The sequence below is a fragment of the Streptomyces sp. NRRL B-24484 genome, from assembly GCF_000717715.1.
In the GTDB taxonomy this organism is placed as follows: domain Bacteria; phylum Actinomycetota; class Actinomycetes; order Streptomycetales; family Streptomycetaceae; genus Kitasatospora.
On the sequence record NZ_JOAI01000021.1, the window covers coordinates 94,034 to 120,583 of the forward strand.

A 26,550-nucleotide genomic window follows, 5' to 3' on the forward strand; every position below is an offset into this window, starting at 1 on the left:
GCCCCGGCGGGCCGGTCCGTCCACGGTCACGGCAGGTCGCACGGGCCGAGCGGCGGTCGCGAGAGGAAGTGCGGCGCGGCCAGGTGGAGCTGCACCACCTCGACCGCGACGCACACCGCGGCGAGGCCGAGCAGTACCCGCAGCCCGATCGCCGCGTGTCGGCTCCGCGCTGCCTCCGGCAGCCTCCCGGCCGCCACCAGGTGGTGGCACAGTGCGAGGGCGGCGGCGCCCGCCAGCAGGCCGGCCAGGCCGACGACCCGGGCCGTGACGGGGATTCCAGGGTCGGGGTCGCACGCCGCCACCGCGCGGTGGCCGACGCGCTGGGCGGCGAGGTACAGGGAGCAGACGAGCCCGGCCGCCACCAGGGCGAGGGCCGCCCGCAGTGTCCGGCGCTGCCGTTTCCGGCCGTCGGGCAGGCCGGTGGTGCGGTCGGTCGCGGTCACAGGCACCTCGCAAGGTGCGGGCCGGTGTGGGGGAGGAGGGCGTGCAGCGTCATCGCCTCCAGGGCGAGACACAGCAACCCGACGGTGATCATCGTCTTCAACAGCGGTACCAGCAGGGGCTGTTCGCCCGGCAGTCCCCGGGTGCCCGTCCACAGCAGCACCGGGATGACGGCGAGGGCGCCGCCGCCGAGCACCGGACCGGCCCAGGCGGCAGCGGCGCGGCAGCCGGCAGCCCGGGGCTGTCGAGGCACGCCGCCAGTGGCGCCGTCACGAACCGGCCGTCCGCGGCCTCGGCGCAGAGCGAGCAGGCGAGCCCCAGGAAGACGGCGGCGGTGAGCAGGACCGCCAGACGGTTCCACCTTCGGCAGCGCTCGGTGGTTGCGGTGTTCTCCATGATCAGTACCAATCCGGGGCGACGCGCACGTAGTGCACCTTGAGGTTGCCGTGGCTCTCCTCGAAGGACGGCAGACGGCCGGCCACGTCGGCGTTGAGCTTGTTGCTGTTGTGCGAGGTGCAGCGGACGTCCCCGTCGTACCTGGCCCACGGCCCACCGTCCTGGCAGGTACGAGGCGCTGACGTGGGCGGTCCGGGCTCCGTCCGTCCGTACGGTGACGGACGGAGCCCGGACCGGCTCAGCCGTTGTGCGGGGCGGGCCGCCCGAGGCCGGCGCAGGCGCTGTGCTGGTGGCCGGTCCGCCCGTCGGCCGTGCTGACGCCTTCCGCCTGGAACAGTGCACCGACGACGGCCAGCGGCAGCACCGCACAGAGCAGGGCGTGCCCGGCGCCCACGGAGCGCGAGCGGCCGCGGAACACCACTGCAAGCTGCCAACCGCCCCAGAGGCCGGCTGCGACGCCCGCCGCGAGTCCCGCCCAGGCCAGTGGCAGCACGTACCACGGAGCCCCCGGGCTGTCGTGGCACCGGGAAACCACGGCCTGCACGGCGCTGTCCGCCGTGAACGCGGGGACGGTGCAGGCCCAGCCCGCGATCATCAGCAGAAGGGGGCCGCGGGCTCCGGACCGACGCGACGGTGTGTGGCGGCTTGCCATCTCTAGTACCAATCCGGATTCACGCGCACGTAGTGCAGTTTCTGATGCCCCCGATGTTCCTGGAAGGCATCGATCCGGCCGTCCACGCTGGCGTTTTTCATGCCACCGCTGTGTTGGGTGTACCGGATGTCCCCGTCCGGGGTCACCGCCGTGACGACCGCGGTGTGGTGGATGGCCCCCTTCGTGTCCTGGGAATCCTGGTCGGAGTCCTCCTCGTAGTAGACGATGTCTCCGGGGCGGACCTGGTCGGCCGGGATCTCCTGGCCGCCGTGGCGCATCATGAAGTCGTGCATGTTCTGGGCACCGGCCCAGCTCTTCGAGTAGTCGACCCGTTCGGACAGCCAGTCGTCGCCCGGATCGGTGCTGCGGCCCCAGGTGTCGTCGCCCCGCCAGCCGAACAGTGAGTCGCCCTTGCCGCGCACGCCACCTTGGTGCAGCGCTTCGGACGCGAAGTTGGTGCAGTTGTCGTCGAAGGCGTCGATGCTCGTGTCGTCCCAGTGCTCCAGGGCCCACTGCACCGTCTTCACGCGGTCGTATTTGGTGCCCGGGCCGCCGCGGAGTTCGAGTTTCACGTTGTCGGGAATGCCCGGGAGGTCGGCCAGGGTCACCGGGTCGGAAAGCATCAACTGCTTCCGCTGGTTGTCGGACAGAGCGGCCCACCAGTCGGAGACAAGACGGGGGTCCTTCCCGTCGGGGATGCCTCCTGTGTACATGTTCAGCTCGACCCGGGAGGCCTCGCCCTGGAGGTCGTCCAACGCTTTCTCCGGGTCTGTCTCGCACGTGGCGGCGCCGAGTTTGCGGAGTTCCGCCGCGGCCTGCCGGTCGGCCTGGGACGCCTCGCGCAGGGCCTCCTGGAGCAGCGCGTCGACCTCCTGGACGATGTTGTCCGTGGACGAGTCCGCACCGCCGGAGGGGCCGCGGACCGTGCCGGTCGCCTCGTCGACGGTCAGGCCGTGGTCCCTGGCCATGTCGAGTGCGGCGTTCATGGTCAGTTTGGCCCGGGTGATAGTGGCACCGAGGCCGTCGAGGACCATGGCCACGCCGCGCATGATGTCTGCGCCGGCCTCCAGTATCCGAGCCTGCTCCTCGAGTTTTCGGCCCGCGGCCTCGCCGACCCGGTCCTTCCAGTCGGTCTTGAGCGGGTCGACACCGTTGGCATGGATGTCGTTGACCGCCTGCCAGGACTCCCTGGCGAGTTCCGTCCACCCTTCGGCGGCCGCGTCGACATCGACACTGCGTGCGGCCTTGAGTGCTGCGATGTCCATGGTCAACGCTCCGTGGAGTGAAGGTCGGCCAGGGCCGCGCCGAGCCGACGGACGGACTCCTGCTCGGCCGTATCGTAGGAGTGCGCCGAGTCGCGCAACTGATCCGCGTAGGTGTGCAACTGGCCGACCACGGCCGTCATGTGGGTCTGCCAGGCCTCGGCGCAGGCCCGCAGCGCCGGCCCGGACTCCCATCCGGTCAGGGTGGCGGCTGCGGTGAAGCTGTCGTCCAGCCAGTGGCCGGCAGCCGGGCCGATCTGCCCGGCCGTGCCCTCCAGCCCGTTCGCAGACTGCCGGAGTACGTCCGTGCGAACGTGGATGTCGTTCAATGTTTCCCCCGAGTCCCCCGGCCCGCCGACCTCTCCGTCGGCAGGCACGCGAACCATTCTGTTCGACTGGCAGGGGCGGCGCGCCGGTGCCGGAGTCCCGTCGACGAACCGCAACGGAGAGATGGGGACACCTTTACCTTCCGTGGCGGCGACCGGCCCGGCGGCAGGTGGTGCCGGAAGACGGGCAGTCCCGGTGGACGGAGCCCTGGCGCTGCTCTGGTACCAGGTGCCGGCGGGTTGCGCCGCGGTGGTCGAGCCCGCAGGGCTGCCGACTGCCCGCCACGGGGGCCTGCGCGAGCTGTCGCGCGCGGGGAGCCGCACGCGTTGGCCATCGGACCGGCAGGCGTGGGCCCGGCGAACTCGGCGCGGAGTGCAGCAGCCTTCCAACCGGCCGGACGCGCTGTTCCTCCGGAAGCAGCGACGCGGCGGCGGGATCCTGGTTCGGGAGACTCCTGGCCGCTGCCGGTCTGATCGGTAACTGCCGTGCCAGGGCCGGGAGCCCCGCCGTAGCGCTTCGCCGGGGCGGCGGCCCATAGGTTCGACCGGTCAGGCGAGCTTCCACTGGCCGGTCTGGTCGGCCATGCCGCTGTCCAGGGTGAACTGGACCTTGTCGAGGGCGGCGTCCTTGGGGACCTCGAAGGTCAGGAAGCCGAGGCCGCTCTCGCCGGGGGCGATGTTCACCGAGCCGGAGAAGCCCTGGCCGGCCTTGGTGTCGAAGAGGCTGGTGGTGAAGGACTGGCCCTGGGCGTCCAGCAGCTTGGCGCTGTTGGCCGGGGCGTCGCTGTAGGCCTTGCCGGTGGCCTTGATGCGGAACTGGACGGCGACGAAGCGCTTGCCGTCGCCCGGCTTGCTGAACTCGTCCTCGCCCTCGGCGTTGTCGACGACCTTGACCACGGTGACGTCGGCGGTGGTGGTCTTCTCGAAGCCCTTGAGCGCGATGGTGTCGCCGACCTTGGCCGGGGCCGCGGCGGCCGGCTTGGCGCCGCCGGCGGAGGCCGGGGCACCCGAGGCGGGCTTCTTCGCCTCGGTGGAGACCGAGGATCCGCCGGTGTTGCAGGCGGTGGCCCCCAGCGCGACCAGCGAGGCCGCGAGCAGGGCGGCGGCGGAGCGGCGGGCGGTGCTGCGGTTCATGGCGTGAACTCCCAACGGTGGCGGGTGGATTCGCCGCGGCTCCGGGCCGTTTCGGCGATGACCAGATCACACCATGGACTGTGAACACTGTCAACGGTGATTCATGAAACGTATCTGTTCACATGTGAACGGTGGTGGGGTGGCGCATGGCTATGCTGGGCGGTCACACGCGCCGCGCACCGCGCACCGCTGCACCGCACCCCGCACCCCGCACCCCGCGGCACGCGCGCCACCGCCGCTCGACCGAGGAGCCCCGATGCCGGACCGTCCCGAGGTGACCGCCGTCGAGATCGCCCGCCTGGCCGGGGTCGGGCGGGCCGCCGTCAGCAACTGGCGCCGCCGCCACCCCGACTTCCCGCAGCCCGCCGGCGGCACCGACACCAGCCCGACCTTCCGCCTCGACGAGGTGGAGCACTGGCTCCGCGCCCAGGGCAAGATCGCCGAACTGCCGCTGCTGGAACGCGTCCGGCAGCAGCTGGAGACCCTCCGCGACCCGGACGGGCACCCGGCCGCGCCGCTCCTCGCGGCCGGCGCCCTGCTGCTGCAGCTGCACCGCGACCCGGCCGGCTGGCAGGCGCTCCGGGAGGAGCCCGACACCCGGCTCGCCACCGCCCTGCCCCGCCTGCTGCTGCAGACCGCGGCGGCCGCCCTCGGCCCGGACGGCGCCGCCCTGCTCGCCCTGCCGCGGCTGGCCGGCGCGACCTACCTCGACCTCGTCCGGATGCTCGAACGGCTCGCCGCCGAGCACGGCCCCGCGGACGCGTACGAGCAACTCCTCACCCGTCACGCCGAGGCCGCCGCGCGCCCGAGCGCCGCCACCCCGCCCGAGGCCGCCGCGCTGCTCGCCGCCCTGGCCGACCCGGCGGATCCGGCCCACCCGGCAGACCTCGACACCCCGGCGGGCGCCGGCGGCACCGTCCTCGACCCGGCCTGCGGACTCGGGGCCCTGCTCCTCGCCGCCGGCCCCGGAGCCGACCGCCGCGGCCAGGACCTCGACCCGGTGCACACCGCCCTCGCCCTGCTGCGGCTCGCCCTGAACACCCCGCCGGACGCACCCGGCCCGCTCGCCCTCGACCTGCGCCCCGGCGACTCGCTCCGCGCCGACGCCCACGCCGGCCTCACCGCCGACACCGTGCTCTGCCAGCCGCCCTACAACGAGCGCGACTGGGGCCACGACGAGCTGCAGTACGACTCCCGCTGGCCCGGCGGACTCGTCCCGCCGCGCGGGGAGTCCGAACTCGCCTGGGTGCTGCACTGCCTGGCGCACACCCGCCCCGACGGCCTCGCCGCCCTGCTGCTGCCGCCGACCGTCGCCTCCCGCCGGGCCGGACGCCGGATCCGCGCCGAGCTCGTCCGCTCCGGGGCGCTGCGCGCCGTCGTCGCGCTGCCCGCCGGCACCGCCCCGCCCTACGGCGTCCCGCTGCACCTGTGGCTGCTCCGCGGCCCCCGCCCCGGCGACGACTTCCGCCGGGTCCTGCTGCTCGACGCCGCCGCGGCCCACCCCGCCGCCGAGGGCGGCCGCGACCGGGTCGACTGGCCCGCCCTGCACCGCACCGTCCTCGACACCTGGCGGGCCTTCGACACCGCCGCCCGCACCGGCGCCGCCCTGCCCGCCGACCGGCCCGGCGTCCACCGGGCGGTGCCGGCCCTCGACCTGCTCGACGACGAGACCGACCTGTCGCCGGCCCGCCACCTGCCCGCCGCCGCCCCGGACGGCGGTGCCGCCGCCCTGCACCACCTGCATTCCCGGCTCGCCGAACTGCTGGCCGGTCCGGCCGACCCGGCGACCGCCCTGCCCGCCGTCGCCGACACCCCGTCACCCGCCGAAGCGCCGCTGGTCACCGTCGGCGAACTCGCCCGCACCGGAGCCCTGGAGGTGCACTCCAGCGGGCAGGGCGTCCTGCCGGCCGCGCCGGGCGACGGCCCGCCCGGCACCCCCCTCCTCACCGACCAGGACCTGATCGCCGGCACCGCGCCCACCGCCACCACGGCCGCCGGCGCGCCGCTCACCACCCGCCCGGGCGACGTCCTCGTCCCCGCCCTCGGCGGCGGCACCGCCCGGGTGGTGCGGGCCGGCGGCCCGCTGGACGGGGTCGCCCTCGGCCCCCGCCTGCACCTGCTGCGCCCGGATCCCGCCCAGCTCGACCCGGACTTCCTGGCCGGCGTGCTGCGCGCCACCGGCAGCGCCCGCCGGGCCAGCAGCTACGCCTCCACCACCACCCGGCTGGACGTCCGCCGGGTGGAACTGCCGCGCGTCCCGCCCGGGCGCCAGCGCGCCCTCGGCGCGGCCTTCCGCCGGATCGCCGACTTCGAGGCGGCCCTCGACCGGGCCGCCGCCCTCGGCCGCGGCCTCGCCCGGGGGCTCACCGACGGCCTCGCCACCGGCGGCCTGACGGAACGGCAGGACGGAGCCGGACCGGCCTGACCGGGCGTCGGGCCGGCCGCCGGCGCCACGGGGCGGAAAGGCCCTGCTCGGTCGGGCGGTGTGACGGTACGGTGTGCGACACACCCTCGACCCCGCACAGGAGCGCCCATGTCCGGCCCCCTGTACGGGCAGCCAGGCCCCAGCGCCGGCGGCCCGTTCAGCCTGCTCCACAGGATCCTCGTCTGCCTGGTGCCGCTGCTGACCTTCGGTCTGCTCGGCATGGCGCCGTCGGTCCTGCTCGCCGCGCGCCGCCGCCGGGCCGTGGACGTGCTCGGCGCGGTGTTCTTCGGGCTCGTCCAACTGACCATGTACGTCGTCCTCGGCCTCTCGCCGAAGGAGACCACCGGCACCTGGTACGCCGACGTGACCGGGCTGACCGCGATCGTGCTCTGGATCGGCGCGCCCGCCCACTTCCTGATCATGGACAGTGCGGCCGTCTGGAACCGCAGGAGCCAGGGCGCCCCCGCCCCGTGGCCGCCGCACGGCCTGCTCCTGCCGAGCCCGTACCCGCCCGGCGCCCCCACCCTGACCGGGCTGGCGCCGCAGACCCCCGCCCACTACCAGCCGCAGCCGCAGCCCCAGCAGCCGCAGTACCACCAGCCGCAGCCGCAGCCGCCGTACGGGCCGCAGCAGGCCGCGCCCGCCCCGCACCCGCCCACCGTCCGGGCCGCGCCCGGCAGCGACGACCTGCAGCAGCTCGGTGAGCTGCTGCGCCGGCAGGCCGGGGACGGCAGGCCGTGACCGGTGCCCGGGTCGTCGACGGCCGCTACCGGCTCACCGAGAAGATCGGGCACGGCGGCATGGGCCAGGTCTGGGCCGGCCACGACCAGCGGCTCGACCGGCGGGTCGCCGTCAAACTGCTCCGCACCGACCTGCTCGGCCCCGAGGACGCCACCCGCAGCCGCGGCGACGAACTGCGCCGCCGCTTCCTGCGGGAGAGCCGGATCAGCGCCGCCCTCGACCACCCCGGGCTGGTCACCGTCTTCGACGCCGGCACCGACGGCGGCGAGCTCTACCTCGTCATGCAGCAGGTGCCCGGCGTCAGCCTCGCCGACCTGCTCGCCGAGGACGGCCCGCTGACCGTCGAACGCGCGGCCGCCACCGCCGCGCAGCTCTGCTCCGCGCTCGCCGCCGTGCACGCCGTCCCGGTCGTCCACCGCGACCTGAAGCCCAGCAACGTGATGATCCGTCCGGACGGGCGGACGGTGCTGCTGGACCTCGGCATCGCCACCGCCCTCGACCCGGACGCCACCCGGCTGACCCTCACCGGCACCCCGATCGGCAGCCCCGCCTACATGGCCCCCGAACAGGCCCTCGCCGCCGGCGTCGACCCGCGCAGCGACCTCTACGCACTCGGCTGCCTGCTGCACGAGATGCTCACCGGCGACGCCCCGTTCACCGCCCCGACCGCGCTCGGCGTCCTGCGCCGCCACGTCGACGAGCCGCCGCCCCCGCTGCGCGAGCTGCGGCCCGACGTCCCGGCGGCCCTGGAGCGGCTGGTCCTCGCCCTGCTCGCCAAGCAGCCCGCCGACCGCCCCGCCGACGCCCAGCAGGTCCACGCCGTCCTGCAGCCGCTGCTGCCCGGCCCCTCCGCCGGGCCGCAGCCGCCCCACGGCCCGCTGCCCGACCCGGCCCGCCCCTACCGCCACCCGCACCACCCGGCGCCCGCCCGCACCGCGGCGCCCCCGCCCACGAGGCTCTCCCTGCCGGACCCGGCGCCCCCGGCCGACCCCGCCCCCGTGCTGATGGCCGCCGTCGCGTCGCGCGGCGCCGAACCGGACGGGGACCTCACCGCCGCCTGCGCCCGGCTCTCCGACCTGGTCGCCGCCCACCGCCACACCGAGGTCGTCGACCTCGCCGCCGGACTGCTGCCCAGGATCGCCGCCGCCCACGGCGACGGCGCCCCGCTGCTGCACACCGTCCGGACGATCCGGGCCCGCACCCTGCTGCAGGAGGGGCGCGCCGAGGAGGCGCTCGCCGAGTACCGGCTGCTCGCCGCCGCGACCGCCGCCGAGCGCGGCCCCTACGACCCGGCCGCGCTCGACCACCGGCAGCGCGCCGCCGACTGCCTGGAACGCCTCGGCCGCACCGGCGAGGCGCTCGCCGAGTACCGGGAGCTGACCGCCGCGCTGCCGCCCGACTCCGACCGGTCGCTGGAGGTCCGCGAGCGGACCGGCCGGCTGCTCACCGCGGCCGGCGACCACGACGGCGCCTGGCACACCCTGCTCGAACTCCTGCTGGACACCGAGCGCCGCCGCGGACCGCACCACGCCGACGTCCGCCGGCTGCGCGCGCTGCTCGACCGGATCGGCGCCCTGCGCACCGCCACCCCGCTGCCCGGGACGACCCGCCCGGCGGTCCCTCCGACGCTCGCCCCTCCGCCGCCCGCCGGGCCGCCGGGCACCGCACGGGCCGACCCGCGGCTGTTCGTCCCGACCGCGCCGCCGCCGACCCCGGTGCCCGGCAACCCGTACGCCGCGGGCGGCTGATCCGGACAGGTCCGCACGGCCGCCCCGGCGGCGGGGGTCTGGGCAACGCGCGGACGGCTCCCTATTGTTCACTCCAGTCAGGAGAACCACCGGGCGCCCGCGGCGCCCCACGCACCGGACCCACACAGCCCCACCCACCGCACGGGAGGCACCACGTGATCCGCACCCGCTCCGTCCCCCGCCCGGCCCGGACGGCCGCCGGGATCCTGCTCGCGGCCGCCGTGCTGACCGCGTGCAGCGGCTCACCGGCCCACCAGGGCGCGGCGGCGGTGGTCGGCGACGAGCGGATCCCGATCGCGGAGGTGCAGGCCAAGGTCGGCGAACTGCGGGACGCGGCGGCCGCGGCCTCCCCGGGCGGCGCCGGCACCGAGCAGGCCGGGCTGGTCCGGCGGACGGTCGCCGAACTCGTCCTCGACCGGGTGATCGCCCGCGCCCTCGCCGACCGCGGCCTCACCGTCTCCGAGGGCGAGATCGCGCAGGCCCGGCAGACCGACGCCCAGATGCTCGGCGGCGACGCCGCCCTGCAGCGCCAGCTGCTGCTCCGCCAGGGCGTCGCCCCCGACGACGTCGCAGGCTTCTACCGGCAGCAGATCGGCATCAAGAAGATCGCCTCCGCGGCCGGCCAGGACGCCCGGACCGAACAGGGCGACGCGGTCGTCCGCAAGGCCCTCGCCGACGCCGGGCAGGAGCTCCGGGTCGAGGTCAACCCCCGCTACGGCCGCTGGGACCCGCAGAAGATCGCCCTGGTCGACAGCACCACCGACTGGCTGCCGCAGCGCGCGCCGTCCGCCTGACCGGTCCGCCCGCGGCGCCCGGCGGGACGCCCGCGGGGGCGCCGCCGAGGGACGGTAGGTTCGGGGGTGTGGAGACTCCGAAGCTGATCCTGCTGACCACCACCCACCGGGTCGCCCCCGGCCTGCTGTCCTGGCCCGCCTGGGAGGCCCTGCGGTCGGCCGGCCGGGTGCTGGCCGCCGACCCGGAGCACCCGCAGCTTCCCGCGCTGCGGCAGGCCGGCGTCGAGGTGGAGACCGTCGGGCGGACGTCCGCTCCGGCGCTCGCCCGGATGCTGGCCGAGGCCGCCCCGGTGGTCTGGCTGGGCAGCCCGGACGGCGACCCGGGCCTCACCGACGCCCTGGCCCGGCTCGCGGTGGAGGAGGCGGGCAGCGTCCCCGAGATCGAGCTGCTGCCCGGCTCGTACGACCTGCCGGGCGCGCGGCTGCTCGACCTCGCCTCGGTGATGGACCGGCTGCGCTCGCCCGGCGGCTGCCCCTGGGACGCCGAGCAGACCCACGAGTCGCTGGTGAAGTACCTGGTCGAGGAGGCGTACGAGCTCGTCGAGGCGATCGAGGAGGGCGACCGGGAGACGCTGCGCGAGGAGCTCGGCGACGTCCTGCTGCAGGTCTTCTTCCACGCGCGGATCGCCGAGGAGCACCCGGAGGACCCGTTCTCCGTCGACGACGTGGCCGGCGACATCGTCGAGAAGCTCATGTACCGCCACCCGCACGTCTTCGGCGACGTGGAGGCCACCGGCTCCGCCCAGGTCGAGGCCAACTGGGAGCAGCTGAAGGCCGCCGAGAAGCAGCGCGAGTCGGTGCTCGACGGCGTCCCCGCGGGCCTGCCCGCGCTGGCGTACGCGGCCAAGCTGGTGTCCCGGGTGCGCCGGGCCGGCTTCACCGCCGTGCCGGACGCCCCGTACGAGCTGCCGCGGGAGCTGACCGCGGAGAGCGCCGGCGAGCTGCTGCTGGCGGTGGCGCAGCGCGCCTACGACGCCGGGGTGGACGTCGACGCGGCGCTGCGCGGGGCGGCGCGCCGTTACCGGACGGCGGTGCGGACGGCCGAGGGGCTGTCGGACTGACGCTGCGGCGGGACGACCTCGCCGATCGCCTCGCCGACCAGCGCGAGCAGCTCGGCCAGCGGGGCGAGGTTGTCGTCCAGGTCGGCGAAGGAGACGATCCGCTCGCCGTACGGGCCGGCGACGGCGAAGAGGTCGATCCGGCCGAGGTGCTTGCTCGCGGTGTCGACCAGGGCGGCGACGTCGCTGGGCTGGTGGACGTCGCCGCTGACGCCGACCACCGGGCAGCCGGGGCGGTCCAGCTCGGCGGCGAGGTCCTCCGCCACACCCGGGCGCAGATCGGCGACGAGCATGCCCGCGGCGCCCGCGGCGGCGAAGCGGCGGGCCAGATCCGCCCCCTCACCCCCGCTGAGTACGGCGATGACGACCACTGCCCCGGCTACTCGCACGGCCTGCTCCTCTCTGAGCACGACACCCCGCGGGCGGCTCCGCACGTCCGCCCTCACGGTTATCGGAGGATCGTAGGCACCTCGCGACCCTCCGCAACAGGGATTACCCCCCAGGTGACCAGGCTCACGCCCGTCCGGGCCGATCGGTTCCGGCCGTCCCGCACGAGCCCCGCGCCGGGGCCCGCGGACGGCGCTCCCGCGGCCGGAGCGGGCCGGTCGGGCACCGTCGGGCACCGTCGGGCGCCATCGGGAGGGGCACCCGGCAGCGGATACGGTCGGGGCATGCCGGACACCTCCCGACCCGCCGACCGCCCGGAACTCTTCACCTGGGAGTTCGCCGCCGACCCCTACCCCGCGTACGCCTGGCTGCGCGAGCACGCGCCGGTGCACCGCACCACGCTGCCCAGCGGGGTGGACGCCTGGCTGGTGACCCGGTACGCGGACGCCCGGCAGGCCCTCGCGGACGCGCGGCTCTCCAAGAACCCGGTGCACCACAGCGAGCAGGCGCACCGCTCCGGCCGGGTCGGCATCCCGGGCGAGCGGCAGGCCGACCTGATGACCCACCTGCTGAACATCGACCCGCCGGACCACACCCGGCTGCGCCGGCTGGTCTCCAAGGCCTTCACACCGCGCCGGGTGGCGGAGTTCGAGCCGAGGGTGCAGCAGCTCACCGACCGGCTGATCGACTCCTTCGCCGACCGCGGCACGGCGGACCTGATCCACGAGTTCGCCTTCCCGCTGCCGATCTACGCGATCTGCGACCTGCTGGGCGTGCCGCCGGAGGACCAGGACGACTTCCGGGACTGGGCCGGCATGATGCTGCGGCACACGAAGCCGGGCCAGTCCGGCGGGCAGCGCGGCGGCGTCGGCCGGGCCGTCCGGCGGATCCGCACGTACCTGGCGGAGCTGATCCACCGCAAGCGGGCCGACCTCGGCGACGACCTGATCTCCGGGCTGATCCGGGCCAGCGACCACGGCGAGCACCTGACCGAGAACGAGGCCGCGGCGATGGCCTTCATCCTGCTGTTCGCCGGCTTCGAGACCACCGTCAACCTGATCGGCAACGGCCTGCACGCCCTGCTGCGCAACCCCGGGCAGCGGGCGCTGCTGCAGGAGTCGGTGGCACGCGGCGAGAGCGGCCTGCTGGAGACCGGCATCGAGGAGCTGCTGCGCTACGACGGGCCGGTGGAGCTGGCCACCTGGCGGTTCGCGACCCGGCCGCTGACGATCGGCGGGGTGGAGATCCCGGTCGGCGACCCGGTGCTGGTGGTGCTGGCGGCGGCCGACCGCGACCCGGCCCGGTTCGCGGACGAGAACACGCTGGACCTCGCCCGCGCCGACAACCCGCACCTGGGCTTCGGCCACGGCATCCACTACTGCATCGGCGCCCCGCTGGCCCGCCTGGAGGGTCGGGCGGCGCTGGCGACCCTGCTGACCCGGCTGCCGGACCTCGCCCTGGACGCCGACCCGGCGGACCTGCGCTGGCGCGGCGGCCTCATCATGCGGGGCCTGCGCGAGCTGCCGGTCGCCTTCACGCCGGCAGGGCCGTCCGGGCGGCGCGACACGGTCTGACGGTGTGTCGCACCGGTCGGATCCGGTCGGATCTGAACACTCGTCAATCAGGAGACACCTGCATCGTTCGTGGGCGATAATCGGTTCTCCGTAATTGCTCCGTGATATCCGCGATATGAGCTTGTGATCGGTCGTTCGATCTGCTTACTCTCCCGAACAGTCCGCAGCCGCGGACCCCGGCACGGCAACGCCGAATCCTGTCCGCCGTGCCCGGGCCTCACCACCGAGACCCAGGACAGGGGCGGGGGAACCACGTTCGTCGCCGTCCCCACGGCTAGGGGTGAAGCCGCGTCAGCAGGGCCCCTCCTGCGGCCGCGGCCGGGCCAGCCTCCCGGTCCGAACCCGACAGCTCACCTCGCAGGCGTTCGGAGAGGGACAACCCATGCTCTTCACCGGACCTGGCCGCCACCGCCGCAGGACGTCCGCCGAGAAGGCGGTCGCCGTCGCGGGTGTCACGGGTGTCGGCCTCGCCCTGCCGCTGCTCACCGCGGGCGGAGCCCATGCCGCCCCCGTCTCGATCTGGGACAAGGTCGCCCAGTGCGAGAGCGGCGGCAACTGGAGGATCAACACCGGCAACGGCTTCTACGGCGGGCTGCAGTTCACCGCCCGGACGTGGAAGGGGTTCGGCGGCTCCCGGTACGCCCCGCTCGCCCACCAGGCGAGCAAGAGCGAACAGATCGCCGTCGCCGAGAAGGTGCTGGCCTCCCAGGGGCCCGGCGCGTGGCCGGTGTGCTCCAAACGCGCCGGCCTGACCCGCGCGTCCGCCGGGAGCGGCGGGACGCGCAGCGGCACCGGGCAGGCGCAGGCCCCGGCGGCGCCGTCGTCGCCGGCGCCGCAGTTCCCCGGCCGCGGCGGCTTCGACGCCGACTCCGGCGTGTACTGGTACCAGAAGGACGACCAGTGGTACTGGACGGCGCACCGGGAGATCTACGAGCGCCACCTGCCGCCGGCGCCCACCGAGCCAGCCGTCCCCGGTGACGGCACCGAGGGTGCCGAGGGTGCCGACGAGGGCGCCCGCACCCTGCAGGCCGTCCCGGTGCCCGCCCTCGGCCGCGAGCAGTACACCGTGCAGGAGGGCGACACGCTGTCCGGCATCGCCGCCGCGCACGAGCTGCCCGGCGGCTGGGAGCAGCTGTACACGACCAACCGGCAGCTCGTCGGCGCCGATCCCGACCTGATCCTGCCCGGCCAGCAGCTGCGTCTGGCCTGACGGACCGGCACGGTACGAACGGTCCGTCCGCCCGCAGGGCGGCACCCGCGGGCGGACGGGCCGGTCGGTGGTCCTTCAGGTGAACTACCGGCGAGTAGCCCGGTCACACGGTGAGACAGGGCCATGCGCGGCATGGCCCGGAGGGCCCGTGCGGTTAGGCTCTGGTCGTAACGACCCTCATCCGCTTCCGCTAGGAGATGCCTCGTGCCGTCCATTGATGTCGTCGTAGCCCGCGAAATCCTCGACTCCCGCGGTAACCCCACGGTCGAGGTCGAGGTCGGCCTCGACGACGGCAGCACCGGTCGTGCCGCTGTCCCGTCCGGTGCCTCCACCGGTGCCTTCGAGGCCCTGGAGCTCCGCGACGGCGACAAGAACCGCTACTTCGGCAAGGGCGTGGAGAAGGCCGTCCTCGCCGTCATCGAGCAGATCGGCCCGGAGCTGGTCGGCTACGACGCCACCGAGCAGCGCCTGATCGACCAGGCCATGCTCGACCTGGACGCCACCCCCGACAAGTCCTCGCTCGGCGCCAACGCGATCCTCGGCGTCTCCCTCGCCGTGGCGCACGCCGCCTCCGAGGCCAGCGACCTGCCGCTGTTCCGCTACCTGGGCGGCCCGAACGCCCACGTGCTGCCCGTCCCGATGATGAACATCCTCAACGGCGGCTCGCACGCGGACTCCAACGTCGACATCCAGGAGTTCATGATCGCCCCGATCGGCGCGGAGTCCTTCTCCGAGGCCGTCCGCTGGGGCGTCGAGGTCTACCACACCCTCAAGGGCGTGCTGAAGGAGCGCGGCCTGTCCACCGGCCTCGGCGACGAGGGCGGCTTCGCGCCGAACCTGGACTCCAACCGCGAGGCGCTCGACCTCATCGTCGAGGCCATCAAGAAGGCCGGCTACACCCCGGGCAAGGACGTCGCGCTCGCCCTGGACGTCGCCTCCTCCGAGTTCCACAACGACGGCGCCTACACCTTCGAGGGCAAGGCGATCTCCTCCGCCGAGCTCATCGACTACTACGCCGAGCTGGTCGCCGCGTACCCGTTGGTCTCCATCGAGGACCCGCTGGACGAGTCGGACTGGGACGGCTGGAAGGCCATGACCGACAAGCTGGGCGACAAGGTCCAGCTGGTCGGCGACGACCTGTTCGTCACCAACCCGGAGCGCCTGCGCCGCGGCATCGAGACCGGCACCGCCAACGCGCTGCTGGTGAAGGTCAACCAGATCGGCTCGCTCACCGAGACCCTGGACGCCGTCGAGCTGGCCCAGCGCAACGGCTACCGCTGCATGATGTCGCACCGCTCCGGCGAGACCGAGGACGTCACCATCGCCGACCTCGCCGTCGCCACCAACTGCGGCCAGATCAAGACCGGCGCCCCGGCCCGCTCCGAGCGCGTCGCCAAGTACAACCAGCTGCTGCGCATCGAGGAGATCCTCGACGACGCCGCCGAGTACGCCGGCCGGGGCGCGTTCCCCCGCTACAAGTACGAGGGCTGAGCCTGACACCCGCGCGCTGACACGGCCGCTGGACCGGTGCCCCGGCAACCACCCCGTAGGGTGGGGGCCGGGGCACCGGCGTGAGCAGGAGGGGTACGAGCGATGTGGAAGATCCCGGGACTGGCGGGGCGTCCGCGCTTCACCAGCCGCGCGACCGTGCTCGTGCTCGTCCTGTGCTCGCTGGTGGCGATACTCGCCTACCCGACCCGGCAGTTCCTGACGCAGCGCTCGGAGATCGCCGACCAGCGCGCCCGGGCGGAGCACGCCCGGCAGCAGGTCGACGAGCTCCGGCGGGCGAAGGCCCGCTGGCAGGACCCGGAGTACGTGAAGGCGCAGGCCCGCGAGCGGCTGCACTTCGCGATGCCGGGCGAGACCCCGTTCGTCTCGGTCGACCCCTCCGCGCCCCCCGGCCCGGCCTCCGCCGACGCACTGCCCACCGGCCCGGTCAGGGCGGCCAAGCCCTGGTACACCACCGTCCTCGAGTCGGTCGACCTGGCCGACTCGACGCCCGCTCCTCACGAAGACAGCACGCCATGACCTCTGAACAGCACCCCGCCACCGACGGCACCGCGTCGGACGCCGACGTCGCCGCCATCGCCGCCCAGCTCGGCCGGGTCCCGCGCGGGCTGCGCGGCGTGGCCCACCGCTGCCCCTGCGGCAACCCCGACGTCGTCGAGACGGCGCCCCGGCTGCCCGACGGCACGCCCTTCCCGACGCTCTACTACCTGACCTGCCCCAGGGCGGCCTCGCTGATCGGCACCCTGGAGGCCGACGGCGTGATGAAGGATCAGAGCGCCCGCCTCGCCGAGGACCCGGAGCTCGCGGCCGCCTACCGCGCGGCCCACGAGGACTACATCGCCCGCCGCGACGCCATCGAGGTGCTGGAGGGCTTCCCGAGCGCCGGCGGCATGCCCGACCGGGTCAAGTGCCTGCACGTGCTGGTCGGCCACTCGCTGGCGGCCGGCGAGGGCGTCAACCCGCTCGGCGACGAGGCCATCGGCATGCTGGAGGACTGGTGGGCCAAGGGCCCCTGCGTCTCCCCGGCCGAGGTCGAGGCGGCCGGCGAGCGGGTCCTGCGCAACCGGTCCAAGGAGCAGGACCACGCCGCGGTCATCGCGGCGAAGGAGCAGAAGACCGCCGAGCGCGCCGCCAAGCGCGCCCGCGCCGAGGAGGAGGACCAGTGACCGCCACCCGGGTCGCCGCGATCGACTGCGGCACCAACTCGATCCGGCTGCTGATCGCCGACCTCGACCCGGCGACGGGGGAGATCGCCGACCTCGACCGCCGCATGATCATCAACCGGCTCGGCCAGGGCGTCGACTCCACCGGCCGGCTCCACCCGGACGCCCTGGAGCGCACCTTCGCCGCCTGCCGCGAGTACGCGGAGATCATCACGGCGCACGGGGTGGGCCCGGAGCGGATCCGCTTCGTCGCCACCAGCGCCTCCCGGGACGCCGAGAACGCCGCCGAGTTCACCGAGGGCGTCCGCGGCATCCTCGGGGTCGTCCCCGAGGTGGTCAGCGGCGACGAGGAGGCCCGGCTCTCCTTCACCGGCGCCACCAAGGAGCTCACCGGCGGCTCCCTCAAGGCGCCGTACCTGGTCTTCGACCTCGGCGGCGGCTCCACCGAGTTCGTGCTCGGCGGCGAGGAGGTGCAGGCCGCCCGCTCGGTCGACATCGGCTGCGTCCGGATGACCGAGCGGCACTTCGGCGGCGCCGAGCTGCCGACGGAGGATCAGATCGCCCGGGCCAAGGCCGACGTCCTCACCGCGCTGGACACCGCCGCCGAGACGGTGCCGCTCACCGAGGCGGCCACGCTGGTCGGCCTGGCCGGCACCGTGACCACCGTGGCCGGCATCGCGCTGGACCTCCCGGAGTACGACTCCACGAAGATCCACCACGCCCGACTGGGCGTCGAGCAGGTCCGGGAGACCGCGACCCGGCTGCTGCACTCCACCCACGCCGAGCGGATGGCGATCCCGGTGATGCACCCGGGCCGCGCCGACGTGATCGGTGCGGGCGCCCTCGTCCTGCTGGAGATCATGGAGCGCACCGGCGCCGCCGAGGTGGTCGTCAGCGAGCACGACATCCTCGACGGAATCGCCTGGAGTATTGCCCGCTGACGGACGCGGGGGCTTACCCGAGCGGCCCCGGAGCGCCTCCACGGCGCCCGGGGCCGCCCGCTGCGCAGCGTGTCGCCAGAACCTTCGTGAATTTCTTCACATGGCCGACCAGCCTTTCGACGCACTCCGGTGTCCGCTCCGTCCGTTATGTGGGACCGAAGGTTGCCCTCCGTGTTCGGCCAGCGGATCGCAGGCAGGGCTCGCCGATGGCCGATGGATTCGAAATTTCGCCCGGGAACTCGGGCCTCGCCGGGATTGTTGCTGCTCAGCAGGGCCGCACCCGGCCGGCGGTTCACCCCGCACCCCCCGCCGCCGTGAGCGGGCGGCCACACCCCCGAAATGCGGGCGCGCAGTGTAGCAGGGGGTGTCCAGAGGCTTGTGACGGGCCTCACGAAGTGCCCGTCAGATGGGGGTGGATACTTTCCGATATGAGCACCACGGAGCGTCCTCGCATCCTCATTGTCGGCGGTGGTTACGTCGGCCTGTATGCCGCGATGCGCATCCTCAAGAAGATGCGCTACGGGGAGGCGACCGTCACGGTCGTCGACCCGCGGTCCTACATGACGTACCTGCCCTTCCTCCCCGAGGCGGCCGGCGGCAACGTCGCGCCCCGCAACCTCGTCGCGCCGCTGCGCAGCGCCCTCAAGAAGGCGGAGGTGCTCACCGGTGCTGTCACCGGTGTGGACCACGCCCGCAAGGTCGCCACCATCCAGCCCGCGGCCGGCGACTCGTACGAGCTGCCCTTCGACTACCTGGTCGTGGCCACCGGCTCGGTCTCCCGCACCTTCCCGATCCCCGGCCTGGCCGAGCACGGCATCGGCATGAAGACGGTCGAGGAGGCGATCAGCCTCCGCAACCACGTCATGGCGCAGCTCGACAAGGCCGAGTCCACCGCCGACGCGGACATCCGTCGCAAGGCGCTGACCTTCGTGGTCGTCGGCGGCGGTTTCGCGGGTGTCGAGACGATCGCCGAGATCGAGGACATGGCCCGCGACGCGGCGAAGATCTACAAGACCGTCAGCCGCGACGACATGCGCTTCATCCTGGTGGAGGCGGCCAACCGCATCCTCCCGGAGATGGGCCCGGACCTCGGTCTGTGGACCAAGGAGAAGCTCGAAGAGCGCAACATCGAGATCTACATCGAGACCTCGATGGACTCCTGCGTCGACCAGCACGTCGTCCTGAAGAACGGTGTCGAGGCCGACGCCTCCACCATCGTCTGGACGGCCGGCGTCAAGCCGAACCCGGTGCTGTCGCACTTCGGCCTGCCGCTCGGCCCCCGCGGCCACGTGGACACCGCGCCGACCCTGCAGGTCCAGGGCTTCGACTACGTCTGGGCCGCGGGCGACAACGCCCAGGTGCCGGACCTCGCCGTCGGAGAGGGCGCCTGGTGCCCGCCGAACGCCCAGCACGCGGTCCGTCAGGCGCTCGTCCTGGCCGACAACGTGGTCTCCGGCATGCGGGGCTTCCCGCAGAAGGAGTACAAGCACAAGAACCTCGGTGCGGTCGCCGGTCTCGGCCTGCACAAGGGCGTGGCGATCCTCTTCGGCAAGTACAAGCTGAAGGGCCGTCCGGCCTGGTGGTTCCACCGTCTGTACCACGGCAGCCGGGTGCCGACCATGAACCGCAAGATCCGGGTCTTCACCGACTGGACCCTGGCGATGTTCCTCAAGCGCGAGACCGTCGGCCTCGCCGAGATGGAGAAGCCGTTCGAGGCGTTCCAGGAGGCCGCCGGCCCCGCCAAGCCGATCCCGGCCCAGGCGAAGCCGGCCGCCGAGAAGGAGCTGGCCACAAGCAAGTAGCGACTGTGGCCCCGGCCGAGCAAGGCCGGGGATGAGTCGGAGGCCCTCCGCCCGGCAACGTGGCCGGACCACGACCTCCGTGGTGCTCAGCCGGCCGTGCGAGCCGGGCGGAGTACAGAAGTGACCGAAGGCCCCCGCCGTAACCGGGCGGGGGCCTTCGGCGTGCCCGGGCCCGTCCGCGGGGCGAGCGGCGCCCGGACGCGGGTCCGCAGCAGCAGGCCCGGGTCCGCCGTAGGCCCGGGAACGCAGCAGGCCCGGAAACGCCGCAGGGCCCCGGCACCTGCGCGGTGCCGGGGCCCTGCGGGCGGTGCGTCAGTCCGTCTTGATGGCGCCCAGGATGTCGAGGCCGGCGGCCCGGCGGGCCGGCCAGATGGCGGCCACCATGCCCACCACCCCGGCCAGGCCCAGGAAGACCAGCAGCTTGCCGTACGGGAGGACGGTGGCGAGGCCCGGCAGGCTGGACTCCAGGGTGCCGTTGACCGCCCAGGCCAGGAAGCAGCCGAGCAGGACGCCGATCACCGCGCCGAACATCGAGATCACCACGGACTCCAGGCGGACCATCCGCTTGACGCCCCGGCGGTCCAGGCCGATCGCCCGCAGCATGCCGATCTCCCGCTTGCGCTCGAAGACCGACATCGCCAGCGTGTTCACCACGCCGAGCACCGCCACCAGCACCGACATCGCCAGCAGGCCGTACATCAGGTTCAGCATGAAGGTGATGATCTTGCTGAACTCGTCCCGGATGTCCTGCTTGGTCTTCACGTCGATCACCGGGTTGCTGCCGGTGGCGTCCTTGATGGCCTTCCGCAGGCCGTCGTTCGGGCCGTCGGTGGCCTTCACCAGGATCTGCGTGACGTACGGGTCCTCGCTGTGCTTGAAGACCTCGGTGTTGGCCATCACGACCGGGGAGAGCAGCTCGTTCTTCCGGAAGACGCCGCCGACGGTGACCTGGGCGGTGCTGCCGTCCGGGTACTCGACCGGCAGGACGGAGCCGACCGCCCAGTTGTTGCTCTTCGCCGTCTCGGCCTGGACGAGGACCTGTCCCTGCTTCAACGCGGCCGTGGAGCCGCTGTCCAGGGTGAGCGCGACCACCCGGTCGACGGCGCCGGCGTCGACGCCGCTGATCGCCCGCTCGGAGCCGCCGAGCTTCCAGTAGACGTCCGACATCGGGCTGACCGCCGCCACCCCGGGGACCTTCGCGACCGACGCGGCCAGCTTCGGGTCCGGCGAGATGCCGTTGGCGGTCTTGATGCTGTAGTCCGCCGACATGCTGCTGGTGACCGACCGGTCGACGGCGTCGCCGACCGAGGCGCCCAGCACCGTGAGCGAGCTGACCAGGGCGAGGCCGATGGTGAGCGCGGCCGCGGTGGCGGCGGTGCGGCGCGGGTTGCGCACCGCGTTCTGCTGGGCCAGCCGGCCCGCGGTGCCCGCGGCGGCCTGCAGCAGCGGGCCGACCAGGGCGATCACCGGGCGGGACAGCAGCGGCAGCAGGATGAAGATGCCGATCAGGGCGAGGCCCGCGCCGGCCGCCACCGGCATCCGGCCCGAGGAGTCGCCGGACGCGGCACCGAGCGCCACCAGGCCGAGGCCGCCGGCCGCGATCAGACCGCCGATGACGTTCCGGACGATCAGGCTCTTCTGTGCGGCGGGCTGGTCGCCGCTGCTCATCGCGGCGACCGGGGCGATCCGCGAGGCGCGGACGGCGGGCAGCAGCGCGGAGAGCGTCGTCACCACGATGCCGACCACCAGCGAGACCACCACCGTCGCGGGCGCGACCACCAGGGGGCCGGCCGGCAGGCCCGCGTCCAGCGCGTCGAGCACCGCCCGCATGCCGGCGCCGATGCCGATGCCGGTCGCGAGGCCGGCCGCCGAGGCGACGATGCCGATCAGCAGCGCCTCGATCAGCACCGAGCGGGTCACCTGCCCGCGGCCGGCGCCGACCGCGCGCAGCAGCGCCAGCTCACGGGTGCGCTGGGCGACCAGCATGGTGAAGGTGTTGGCGATGATGAAGATGCCGACGAAGAGCGAGATGCCGGCGAAGGCGAGCAGCGCCGTCTTCATACCGGTGGTGCCGTCGGCGATCATCTTGGTCTGGCGGTCGGTCAGCTCCTGGCCCGTCTCGGCCTGCATCTGGCCCTCGCCGGGCAGCACGGCGGTGATGCTCCGCAGCAGTTCGTCCTGCGAGGTGCCGGGCTTCGCGGTGACCGCGACGGTGCTGTACTGGCCGGGCGCGAGCAGCAGCTTCTGTGCGGTGGCCCGGTCGAAGAGGGTCAGCGTGCCGCCCGACTCGACCTCCGGGTCGTCGGTGGTGAAGACGCCGACCAGGGTGCGCTCGCTGGCCGGGCCGTCGGACGCGACCCGGACGGTGTCGCCGAGGTGGTAGCCGCCCTTCTCGGCGGTGCGGCGGTCGAGGGCGATCTCCCGCTCGGCCTGCGGGCCGCGGCCCTCGGCCATCGGGTAGCGGGAGTCCTTGCCGGAGGCGTCCGGGGCGAAGTTGCTGCCGCGGGAGCTCCAGCCCTCGCCGATCAGGTCGCCCTTGCGGTCGGCCACGCCGACGAAGCCGCTGACGTTGCCGCGGGCCCGCTCCGTGCCGGGCAGCGCGGCGATCTTCGCGACGGTGTCCTCGGTCAGCTTGCCCCGGTTCGGGCCGCTCCGGTCCTTCGCGCGGAAGGGCGAGTCCGCCACCGGGTCGGTGACCAGCACGGAGACGTCCGAGTAGCTCTTGGAGAGGCTGTTCTTCATGGCCTCGCCGAGCGTGTCGGAGAAGACCATGGTGCCGGCCACGAAGGCCGTGCCCAGCAGGACGGCGAGCGCCGTCATCAGCAGTCGGCCCTTGTGGGCCAGCACGTTGCGCAGTGCGGTGCGGTACATGGCTGTGTGAGTCCTGGAGGTGTGGGTGCGGGCGGTCGGCGGACGCGGTGTCAGCTGGTGCGGCCCTTGGCGTCGAAGCGGCGCATGCGGTCCAGGACGGAGTCGGCGGTCGGGGCGGTGAGCTCGTCCACGATCCGGCCGTCGGCGAGGAACACCACGCGGTCGGCGTACGAGGCCGCGACGGGGTCGTGCGTCACCATCACGACCGTCTGGCCGAGCTCGCGCACCGAGTTGCGCAGGAAGGAGAGGATCTCCGCGCCGGAGCGGGAGTCCAGGTTGCCGGTCGGCTCGTCGGCGAAGATGATCTCCGGCTTGGAGGCCAGGGCGCGGGCGCAGGCCACGCGCTGCTGCTGGCCGCCGGAGAGCTGGGACGGGCGGTGCGAGAGCCGGCCGGAGAGGCCGACGGTGTCGACCACGCGGTCCAGCCACTGACGGTCCGCCTTGGTGCCGGCGATGTCCATCGGCAGGGTGATGTTCTCCAGCGCGGTCAGCGTGGGCAGCAGGTTGAACGCCTGGAAGATGAAGCCGATCTTGTCCCGGCGGAGCTTGGTCAGCTGCTTGTCGCGCAGCCCGACGAGCTCCGTCCCGCCGATCGTGGCGGAGCCCGAGGAGACCGTGTCCAGACCCGCCATGCAGTGCATCAGGGTCGACTTGCCGGAGCCGGACGGACCCATGATGGCGGTGTACTCGCCCTGCCCGAAGGCCACGCTCACGCTGTCGAGGGCGACCACGCGGGTCTCGCCCTCCCCGTAGACCTTGCTCAGACCGGTGGCGCGGGCGGCCGCCTGGCCGGTGCGGGCGGCGGGTGCGGTCGTCGTGGTCACGGGGGACTCCTGTCGGGAGGGTGCGGATCGTCCATTCGATCCTCCCGTACGTGATCATGGAATCTGTCGACCCGTCGAACGGTTGCGCCGACCGCCGCCAGGCGTATCCGGAGGCGGTCCTTCTCCTCCTGCGGTATGACCCCGACCCTGAGAGCCGTTGGCCGGATTTCACCGGGCCGGTGGCCGGATCGCGAACAGTTCGTCAGATGGCAAGGAAACATGACAACTTCCGGGGGCCGGAACATGCGAAACCGGGACCTCGGCGACTAGGCTCGGGGGCAGCCCGCACGCGGGCGCGCGGTTCACGCCCGGGTGGTGGAACGCAGACACGGGCAGCTTAAAACTGCTTGGCCGCGAGGCCGTGCCGGTTCGAGTCCGGCCCCGGGCACCAGCGCCACCGCGGCGCCGCAGGAGATCCTCCTCACGGCGTACGCGCGCTCCTTTGCCAAACCATTACCCTGGTTCCGTGGGCAGCGCCGTGCCGCCCCGGAGGGAATGAGATGAGAAGCAGCAACCCGGTCTTCTCGCGGGAGGGGTCCTTCACCCGCGACGCCGGACACGCGGGGTTCGACACCACCCGGCAGCCCCACGCCGCCGACCCGTACGCCAACAACCCCTACGCGGCAAACCCCTACGGCGCCAACCCGTACGCGCGTCCCGAGGGCGCCCAGCTGACGGACGACCAGCTCGCCGAGATGTACCGGGCCCCGTCCGCGGGCCCGGCCCAGACCGGCCGGATGACCATGGACGACGTCGTCGCCCGGACGACGCTCACGCTGCTCGCCCTGGTCGGCGCCGGCGCCGTCGCCTGGCTCGCGCTGCCGGACGAGGGCTACGGCTTCGCCGCCGGTGCCGCCTTCGCCGCGTTCGTGGTCGGCCTGGTCATCACCTTCAAGCGCAGCGTCAGCCCGCCGCTGATCCTCGCCTACGCCGCCCTGGAGGGCTTCTTCCTCGGCGCGATCACCAAGGTCTTCAACACGATCTGGCCCGGCATCGCCGTCCAGGCCGTGCTCGGCACCGCCGTGGTCTTCGGGGCCATGCTGATCGCGTACAAGAGCGGCCGGATCCGCGTCACCCCCCGGTACACCCGGATCGGCCTCGCCATCGCGATGGGCTTCGTCGGCCTGCTGCTGATCAACATGATCGCCTCGATGTTCGGCGCCGACTTCGGCCTGCGCTCCGGCCCGCTCGGCATCGCGGTCGGCCTGATCGGCATCGCCCTCGGCGCGTTCTTCCTCTCGCTGGACTTCGCCGAGATCGAGCACGCGATCCAGAACGGCGCCCCCGAGCGCGAGGCCTGGCGCGCCGCCTTCGGCCTCACCCTCTCGCTGGTCTGGATCTACCTGGAGATGCTGCGCCTGATCGCCATCCTCCGCGGCGACGACTGACCCGTCGCCCCTGCACGCCGCCGCAGCCCCCGGGAGCACCGCCCCCGGGGGCTGCGGTGCGTCCGGGTCCGGCCCGGCCCGGACGCACCGCGCGTGCCCGATACCCTCGCTGCATGTCCGAAGCGCCCCCGCTGTCCGCCGCCGCCCTGGTCGAGGCCGTCGACCGCCTCGCGGACCGGTTCCGTTCGATGCCGCAGAGCCGGCTGCTCGCCGCGGTGCCCGGCCACCCGTCCCGCGCGGGAGCCGGCCTGGCCCTGGCCCGCGGCCTGGCCGCGACCGCCCTGGAACTGGAGGGCGAGCCCCCGCACGAGCTCCCGGACGCCGGCCCGTTCGCGGTCGGCGACCAGCTGGCCGTGGCCGGGCACGACCTGGTGATCGCCGCGCAGGACCGCCCGGAGGCGGTGGCCGCGGCACTGGCCGCCGTCCGGGAGACCGAGCGGCTCACCGCCTGAGCCACGGGGGAAGACCGAGGGCCGGCCGGACGCCCCCGGGGGCGTCCGGCCGGCCCTCGGTCGGTGTCCTGTCGTCGGGCGGGTCAGATGCTCGCGACCACGCGGTCGGCCAGCACGTACACCGCGTCGTCGTCGGTGGAGAAGGTCAGCGAGTACGAACCGGAGAACCGGGAGCCGCCGAGCAGCCGGACGTCCTCACCGGCCTGGACGGCGTCGATCAGCCGGTACGCCGCCTCGCGGTCGCCCGGGGCCACGCAGAGCGTGGTGCCGTCGGCGAAGGCGTACACGTCCAGGGTGCCCAGCGGGCCGGGACGGACGTCGGTGAGGGCAATCTTCTCGTCCGCCAGCACGGAGAGCCGGGTGTCCGTCCACTCCCGGGACGGGGTCTGGCTCGGCACGAAGTCGGGGTGCGAGGGGTGGCGGCGCGGGTCCGGCGCGACGGCCGGCTCGGCCTCCGCCTCGGCGTCCAGCAGGCCGGCCTCCAGACCGGTCGCGATCAGGTCGGCCTCGCGACGGGCGCGGGCGTCCGCACCGGCCTCGGCCGGCACCGGGGAACCGCCCTGCGCGGGGTGGCCGGGGTGCACGCCGCCCTCCGGGCCGCCCTCGTTGATGATGTCCTCGAGCGCGCTGCGCAGCGCCTCGCCGAATCCCGGGTCCATCGTCCCGTTGTCCGCCGCGGTCTCCGGGCCGGTGGGCCGCGGGAAGAACAGCGGCCATTCCTCGCCGACGCTCAGGAACGGGCCCTCGAACATCGGGGCGTCCTCCGCGGCGCGCGCCTCCTGCTCGGCCCAGAACGCCCGGGCCTCGGTGATCTCCCGCTCCCGGTCCGCCGCGAGTGCCTCGGTGACCGCCCGGCGTATCGCCGCCTCGTCGAGGGCGGTGCCGTCGGGTGCGGTCCGCCGCTCCTCCAACCGGCGTGAGAGCGCACGGACCTGGAGCAGCACGACAGTGGCGACGACGATGAGGATCAGCAGCAGAGAGATGTAGACGACGCTCACGGAATGTACTCCTTGCGAGGAGTGGAACGGGGTTGCACGTCCACACTGCCGTATGAGGGGCGGTTACTGCAGTGGTGGATGTCCCATTAATGGGGAACTTCCGCTCTTGTCCCCAAATTGTTAGGTACTACCTGTCGACGGAGCGGAGTCGAGCCATTCCGCTCCGTCGACGAAACGGCCCGGAAATGCAAAATCAAGGGCCGGACCACGTTTCGCGTGTGATCCGGCCCTCAATTACGGAGTGTCACTCCGAACGGGTGGTCCCCCACCCTTCGTGCGGCGTGTCGCGCAGGACCGACCCGCCTCGCGTGCTCAGCTCAGCCACCCGTGTCTGCTGTCGCGCTGGGCTTCGCCTGCGCTGCGGTTCAGCTGAGTCGTTCGATGACCATGGCCATGCCCTGGCCGCCGCCGACGCACATGGTCTCCAGGCCGAACTGCTTGTCGTGCCACTGGA

General features: G+C 73.7%; 24 protein-coding genes, 1 tRNA gene and 1 riboswitch. Of the genes, 15 read left to right on the forward strand and 10 right to left on the reverse strand.

Features of this window, described 5'->3' with window-relative positions; translation table 11 throughout:
- Positions 1 to 26: 26 nt before the first annotated feature.
- The 6 genes from IE98_RS0120180 to IE98_RS0120205 all read right to left on the reverse strand — a co-directional run bounded on the left by IE98_RS0120180 (position 27) and on the right by IE98_RS0120205 (position 4,211).
- Positions 27 to 443, reverse strand: coding sequence for a hypothetical protein (locus tag IE98_RS0120180; RefSeq protein ID WP_030270803.1), 417 nt, complete (start codon positions 441 to 443; stop codon positions 27 to 29).
- Entirely contained in the window at positions 440 to 694 is a 255-nt protein-coding gene (locus IE98_RS0120185; RefSeq protein WP_159400986.1) for a hypothetical protein, read from the reverse strand. The genes IE98_RS0120180 and IE98_RS0120185 overlap by 4 nt, the downstream gene beginning before the upstream one ends.
- A gap of 381 nt (positions 695 to 1,075) precedes the next feature.
- Positions 1,076 to 1,432: a hypothetical protein gene (locus IE98_RS0120190; protein ID WP_030270806.1), complete on the reverse strand. Its 357-nt coding sequence runs from the start codon at positions 1,430 to 1,432 to the stop codon at positions 1,076 to 1,078.
- A 59-nt stretch (positions 1,433 to 1,491) separates the two neighbouring features.
- Positions 1,492 to 2,754 (reverse strand): amidase domain-containing protein, encoded by a 1,263-nt coding sequence (locus tag IE98_RS0120195; RefSeq protein ID WP_030270808.1) that lies wholly within the window; start codon positions 2,752 to 2,754, stop codon positions 1,492 to 1,494.
- 2 nt (positions 2,755 to 2,756) lie between these two features.
- Positions 2,757 to 3,128 (reverse strand): type VII secretion target, encoded by a 372-nt coding sequence (locus IE98_RS49255; protein ID WP_159400987.1) that lies wholly within the window; start codon positions 3,126 to 3,128, stop codon positions 2,757 to 2,759.
- A gap of 498 nt (positions 3,129 to 3,626) precedes the next feature.
- Entirely contained in the window at positions 3,627 to 4,211 is a 585-nt protein-coding gene (locus IE98_RS0120205) for a DUF4352 domain-containing protein (protein WP_030270812.1), read from the reverse strand.
- A gap of 256 nt (positions 4,212 to 4,467) precedes the next feature.
- Here IE98_RS0120205 and IE98_RS0120210 point away from each other — a divergent pair, with 256 nt between their 5' ends.
- From IE98_RS0120210 to IE98_RS0120230, 5 genes are all read left to right on the forward strand, one after another.
- Positions 4,468 to 6,636 carry an N-6 DNA methylase gene (locus IE98_RS0120210; RefSeq protein ID WP_030270815.1) on the forward strand — a complete coding sequence of 723 codons (2,169 nt, stop codon included), beginning with the start codon at positions 4,468 to 4,470 and terminating at the stop codon, positions 6,634 to 6,636.
- A gap of 108 nt (positions 6,637 to 6,744) precedes the next feature.
- Positions 6,745 to 7,377 carry a hypothetical protein gene (locus IE98_RS44790; protein WP_052390723.1) on the forward strand — a complete coding sequence of 211 codons (633 nt, stop codon included), beginning with the start codon at positions 6,745 to 6,747 and terminating at the stop codon, positions 7,375 to 7,377.
- Positions 7,374 to 9,125, forward strand: a complete 1,752-nt coding sequence (locus IE98_RS0120220; RefSeq protein ID WP_063748973.1) for a serine/threonine-protein kinase — start codon at positions 7,374 to 7,376, stop codon at positions 9,123 to 9,125. The genes IE98_RS44790 and IE98_RS0120220 overlap by 4 nt, the downstream gene beginning before the upstream one ends.
- A 155-nt stretch (positions 9,126 to 9,280) precedes the next feature.
- Positions 9,281 to 9,919: a SurA N-terminal domain-containing protein gene (locus tag IE98_RS48100; RefSeq protein ID WP_030270819.1), complete on the forward strand. Its 639-nt coding sequence runs from the start codon at positions 9,281 to 9,283 to the stop codon at positions 9,917 to 9,919.
- Between the two features lie 68 nt (positions 9,920 to 9,987).
- Positions 9,988 to 10,980, forward strand: a complete 993-nt coding sequence (locus IE98_RS0120230; RefSeq protein WP_030270821.1) for a MazG family protein — start codon at positions 9,988 to 9,990, stop codon at positions 10,978 to 10,980.
- Here the strand turns inward: IE98_RS0120230 and IE98_RS49260 are convergent.
- On the reverse strand, positions 10,938 to 11,366 hold the full coding sequence (locus tag IE98_RS49260; RefSeq protein ID WP_159400988.1) for an SDR family NAD(P)-dependent oxidoreductase: 429 nt from the start codon (positions 11,364 to 11,366) through the stop codon (positions 10,938 to 10,940). The two genes, IE98_RS0120230 and IE98_RS49260, sit on opposite strands and share 43 nt — an antisense overlap.
- A 282-nt stretch (positions 11,367 to 11,648) precedes the next feature.
- Here IE98_RS49260 and IE98_RS0120240 point away from each other — a divergent pair, with 282 nt between their 5' ends.
- The 7 genes from IE98_RS0120240 to IE98_RS0120270 all read left to right on the forward strand — a co-directional run bounded on the left by IE98_RS0120240 (position 11,649) and on the right by IE98_RS0120270 (position 19,563).
- Positions 11,649 to 12,938 carry a cytochrome P450 family protein gene (locus tag IE98_RS0120240; protein ID WP_030270825.1) on the forward strand — a complete coding sequence of 430 codons (1,290 nt, stop codon included), beginning with the start codon at positions 11,649 to 11,651 and terminating at the stop codon, positions 12,936 to 12,938.
- A 211-nt stretch (positions 12,939 to 13,149) separates the two neighbouring features.
- A riboswitch (cyclic di-AMP (ydaO/yuaA leader) is annotated at positions 13,150 to 13,316 on the forward strand.
- Positions 13,317 to 13,320: 4 nt separating this feature from the next.
- Complete coding sequence (locus IE98_RS0120245) at positions 13,321 to 14,148, forward strand: transglycosylase family protein (protein ID WP_030270826.1); 828 nt, start codon at positions 13,321 to 13,323, stop codon at positions 14,146 to 14,148.
- Between the two features lie 204 nt (positions 14,149 to 14,352).
- Complete coding sequence (gene eno / locus IE98_RS0120250; RefSeq protein ID WP_030270828.1) at positions 14,353 to 15,639, forward strand: phosphopyruvate hydratase; 1,287 nt, start codon at positions 14,353 to 14,355, stop codon at positions 15,637 to 15,639.
- Between the two features lie 102 nt (positions 15,640 to 15,741).
- Positions 15,742 to 16,176, forward strand: coding sequence for an FtsB family cell division protein (locus IE98_RS42745; protein WP_052390724.1), 435 nt, complete (start codon positions 15,742 to 15,744; stop codon positions 16,174 to 16,176).
- Positions 16,173 to 16,823 (forward strand): DUF501 domain-containing protein, encoded by a 651-nt coding sequence (locus IE98_RS0120260; protein WP_030270831.1) that lies wholly within the window; start codon positions 16,173 to 16,175, stop codon positions 16,821 to 16,823. Before IE98_RS42745 ends, IE98_RS0120260 begins: the two co-directional genes overlap by 4 nt.
- Entirely contained in the window at positions 16,820 to 17,761 is a 942-nt protein-coding gene (locus IE98_RS0120265; RefSeq protein WP_030270833.1) for a Ppx/GppA phosphatase family protein, read from the forward strand. Before IE98_RS0120260 ends, IE98_RS0120265 begins: the two co-directional genes overlap by 4 nt.
- Positions 17,762 to 18,189: 428 nt before the next feature.
- Complete coding sequence (locus tag IE98_RS0120270) at positions 18,190 to 19,563, forward strand: NAD(P)/FAD-dependent oxidoreductase (RefSeq protein WP_030270834.1); 1,374 nt, start codon at positions 18,190 to 18,192, stop codon at positions 19,561 to 19,563.
- A gap of 312 nt (positions 19,564 to 19,875) precedes the next feature.
- On the opposite strand, the gene IE98_RS0120275 is transcribed toward IE98_RS0120270, so the two are convergent.
- Together IE98_RS0120275 and IE98_RS0120280 are read right to left on the reverse strand one after the other, a co-directional pair.
- Positions 19,876 to 22,434, reverse strand: coding sequence for an ABC transporter permease (locus IE98_RS0120275; protein WP_030270836.1), 2,559 nt, complete (start codon positions 22,432 to 22,434; stop codon positions 19,876 to 19,878).
- Positions 22,435 to 22,484: 50 nt separating this feature from the next.
- The gene (locus tag IE98_RS0120280; protein WP_030270838.1) at positions 22,485 to 23,258 is read right to left on the reverse strand and encodes an ABC transporter ATP-binding protein; all 774 of its coding nucleotides are present in this window, start codon (positions 23,256 to 23,258) and stop codon (positions 22,485 to 22,487) included.
- Between the two features lie 306 nt (positions 23,259 to 23,564).
- Between IE98_RS0120280 and IE98_RS0120285 the strand changes: the two genes are divergently transcribed.
- From IE98_RS0120285 to IE98_RS0120295, 3 genes are all read left to right on the forward strand, one after another.
- Positions 23,565 to 23,649, forward strand: a tRNA-Leu gene (locus tag IE98_RS0120285).
- A gap of 109 nt (positions 23,650 to 23,758) precedes the next feature.
- Complete coding sequence (locus IE98_RS0120290; protein WP_030270840.1) at positions 23,759 to 24,646, forward strand: Bax inhibitor-1/YccA family membrane protein; 888 nt, start codon at positions 23,759 to 23,761, stop codon at positions 24,644 to 24,646.
- A gap of 113 nt (positions 24,647 to 24,759) precedes the next feature.
- The gene (locus tag IE98_RS0120295) at positions 24,760 to 25,098 is read left to right on the forward strand and encodes a hypothetical protein (protein ID WP_052390725.1); all 339 of its coding nucleotides are present in this window, start codon (positions 24,760 to 24,762) and stop codon (positions 25,096 to 25,098) included.
- A gap of 83 nt (positions 25,099 to 25,181) precedes the next feature.
- On the opposite strand, the gene IE98_RS0120300 is transcribed toward IE98_RS0120295, so the two are convergent.
- A complete protein-coding gene (locus tag IE98_RS0120300; RefSeq protein ID WP_052390726.1) occupies positions 25,182 to 26,096 on the reverse strand; it encodes a hypothetical protein in 915 nt (304 codons plus the stop codon).
- Positions 26,097 to 26,550 lie beyond the last annotated feature (454 nt).

Coding starts and splice junctions, on each gene's coding strand:
- IE98_RS0120190 (WP_030270806.1), bottom strand. CDS start 1,432: ATGATCGCGGGCTGGGCCTGCACCGTCCCCGCGTTCACGGCGGACAGC.
- IE98_RS0120195 (WP_030270808.1), bottom strand. CDS start 2,754: ATGGACATCGCAGCACTCAAGGCCGCACGCAGTGTCGATGTCGACGCG.
- IE98_RS0120205 (WP_030270812.1), bottom strand. CDS start 4,211: ATGAACCGCAGCACCGCCCGCCGCTCCGCCGCCGCCCTGCTCGCGGCC.
- IE98_RS0120210 (WP_030270815.1), top strand. CDS start 4,468: ATGCCGGACCGTCCCGAGGTGACCGCCGTCGAGATCGCCCGCCTGGCC.
- IE98_RS44790 (WP_052390723.1), top strand. CDS start 6,745: ATGTCCGGCCCCCTGTACGGGCAGCCAGGCCCCAGCGCCGGCGGCCCG.
- IE98_RS0120240 (WP_030270825.1), top strand. CDS start 11,649: ATGCCGGACACCTCCCGACCCGCCGACCGCCCGGAACTCTTCACCTGG.
- IE98_RS0120245 (WP_030270826.1), top strand. CDS start 13,321: ATGCTCTTCACCGGACCTGGCCGCCACCGCCGCAGGACGTCCGCCGAG.
- IE98_RS42745 (WP_052390724.1), top strand. CDS start 15,742: ATGTGGAAGATCCCGGGACTGGCGGGGCGTCCGCGCTTCACCAGCCGC.
- IE98_RS0120260 (WP_030270831.1), top strand. CDS start 16,173: ATGACCTCTGAACAGCACCCCGCCACCGACGGCACCGCGTCGGACGCC.
- IE98_RS0120270 (WP_030270834.1), top strand. CDS start 18,190: ATGAGCACCACGGAGCGTCCTCGCATCCTCATTGTCGGCGGTGGTTAC.
- IE98_RS0120275 (WP_030270836.1), bottom strand. CDS start 22,434: ATGTACCGCACCGCACTGCGCAACGTGCTGGCCCACAAGGGCCGACTG.
- IE98_RS0120290 (WP_030270840.1), top strand. CDS start 23,759: ATGAGAAGCAGCAACCCGGTCTTCTCGCGGGAGGGGTCCTTCACCCGC.
- IE98_RS0120295 (WP_052390725.1), top strand. CDS start 24,760: ATGTCCGAAGCGCCCCCGCTGTCCGCCGCCGCCCTGGTCGAGGCCGTC.